General features: G+C 57.0%; 2 protein-coding genes and 1 pseudogene. All 3 read right to left on the bottom strand.

Annotation, left to right across the window (positions count from 1 at the left end):
* Positions 1-290 (bottom strand): annotated as a pseudogene (locus tag ACIPLA_RS26705) (2-oxoglutarate dehydrogenase E1 component); the annotation flags it as partial.
* A gap of 262 nt (positions 291-552) precedes the next feature.
* The gene (locus tag ACIPLA_RS26700; protein WP_007898989.1) at positions 553-1,257 is read right to left on the bottom strand and encodes a succinate dehydrogenase iron-sulfur subunit; all 705 of its coding nucleotides are present in this window, start codon (positions 1,255-1,257) and stop codon (positions 553-555) included.
* 11 nt (positions 1,258-1,268) lie between these two features.
* On the bottom strand, positions 1,269-2,199 hold a 931-nt coding region (locus ACIPLA_RS26695; protein WP_401177331.1), incomplete at its 5' end, for an FAD-binding protein.

Raw genomic sequence — 2,199 nt, 5'->3', positions numbered from 1 at the left:
AGCACTTCAACTTGCTTCTTCTCGTGCTCACTGCTCACGCTACCGGCGGAAACCGGTTGGGCGCGGCGCTGGTTCTTTGCCAGCAAGACGAAATGATCGCGAATTGTGGAGTGCGAAACATCGGTGACAGGGTTGCCATCAGCAGGCAACTTCTGGAAGTAGGTGCGCCACTCTTCTGGCACAGCGTTAGGGTCGTGCAGGTAGAGCTCGTAGAGCTCTTCCACATAGGCAGCGTTACTACCGGATAGGTAGGCGCTGTTCCACATGCGCTGCATCACGCTTTCTTGCATGCTTGGTCACCCTCGGTTAGGGGAACACCACCGGCGTCGACACCGAGCAAACTTGCAGAAGTCCGAATGCAGCGACTAAAACAAGCCACTTAGGATCACGCTGATAGTCCGGGTACCAGCCCGGATGCCCCTGCTTGTCTCATTTCTTCAAAATAAGAGCGGCAGCCTTTTAAGCTGCTGCTCAGGTTAAAACTACGGCGCCGGTTGAAGCCTGCGCCGTAGCATCTACGGGTACAGCGGTCCTACGGGTACAGCAGCTGAATCACACGCCGCTTTGCAGCAACATGTTACGGATGTGACCGATGGCCTTAGTCGGGTTCAGGCCTTTCGGACAAACGTTGACGCAGTTCATGATGCCCCGGCAGCGGAATACGCTGAACGGGTCATCCAGCGAAGCCAGACGCTCGGATGTCTTGTTGTCGCGGCTGTCTGCCAGGAAGCGATAGGCTTGCAGCAGAGCAGCCGGACCCAGGAACTTGTCCGGGTTCCACCAGAAGGACGGGCACGAAGTCGAGCAGCAAGCGCACAGGATGCACTCGTACAGACCGTCGAGCTTTTCACGCTCTTCAGGGGACTGCAGACGCTCGATGGCCGGAGCCGGCGTGTCGTTCTGCAGGTATGGCTTAACCTTTTCATATTGCTTGTAGAAGATGCTCATATCGACGACCAGGTCACGGATAACCGGCAAACCTGGCAGCGGACGAACGATCAGCTTGTTACGTTTAACGACGGCAGACAGCGGCGTGATGCATGCCAGACCGTTTTTGCCGTTGATGTTCATGCCGTCGGAACCGCAAACACCTTCACGGCAAGAGCGACGATAGGAGAAACCTTCGTCCTGCTCTTTGATCAGGGCCAGCACGTCCAGCACCATCAGGTCTTTACCACCGGTATCAACCTGGAATTCCTGCATGAACGGCGCAGCGTCCTGATCAGGGTTGTAACGATAAACACTGACTTGCAACATGGCGGCCACCCTTAATAAGTCCGAATCTTAGGTTCAAAAGTCGGAACAGTCTTCGGCGAGAAGTTCACAGCACGCTTGGTAACGCGCTTGTCACCCGGGAAGTACAGGGTGTGGCACAGCCAGTTTTCATCGTCACGGTCTTCGAAGTCTTCACGGGCGTGAGCACCGCGGGACTCTTTGCGCACTTCTGCAGCGATAGCAGTGGCTTCGGCCACTTCCAGCAGGTTCTGCAGTTCCAGCGCTTCGATACGCGCCGTGTTGAACGCCTGGCTCTTGTCGTTGATCTTGACGTTGGCGATGCGCACGCGCAGATCAGCCAGCTGAGCAATACCCTTCTGCATGTATTCGCCGGTACGGAACACACCGAAGTAGTTCTGCATGCAGCTTTGCAGTTCGCGACGCAGGGTTGCCACGTCTTCACCTTCGGTACGCTCGTTCAGAGCGGACAGACGTGCCAGGGCAGCGTTGATGTCGGCGTCGGTGGCGTCATCGTATTCGATACCGTCGCTCAGCGCTTTTTCCAGGTGCAGGCCGGCAGCGCGGCCGAATACCACCAGGTCAAGCAGCGAGTTGCCGCCCAGACGGTTGGCGCCGTGAACCGATACGCACGCCACTTCACCCACTGCGAACAGGCCAGGGATGATTTCGTCGACGCCTTCGTCGTTCTGGGTGATTGCCTGACCGTGAATGTTGGTCGGAACGCCGCCCATCATATAGTGGCAGGTCGGAACGACCGGAACCGGAGCAACAACAGGGTCAACGTGTGCGAAAGTCTTGGACAGTTCGCAGATGCCTGGCAGACGGCTGTGCAGCACTTCCTCGCCCAAGTGGTCGAGTTTGAGCATTACGTGGTCGCCATTCGGACCGCAACCGTTGCCGGCGATGATCTCTTTATCCATCGAACGTGCAACAACGTCACGACCGGCAAGGTCTTTGGCGTTC

The organism is Pseudomonas sp. NPDC086112, assembly GCF_044746425.1.
In the GTDB taxonomy this organism is placed as follows: Bacteria; Pseudomonadota; Gammaproteobacteria; order Pseudomonadales; family Pseudomonadaceae; genus Aquipseudomonas.
This window is presented reverse-complemented; position numbering and strand designations above follow the sequence as displayed.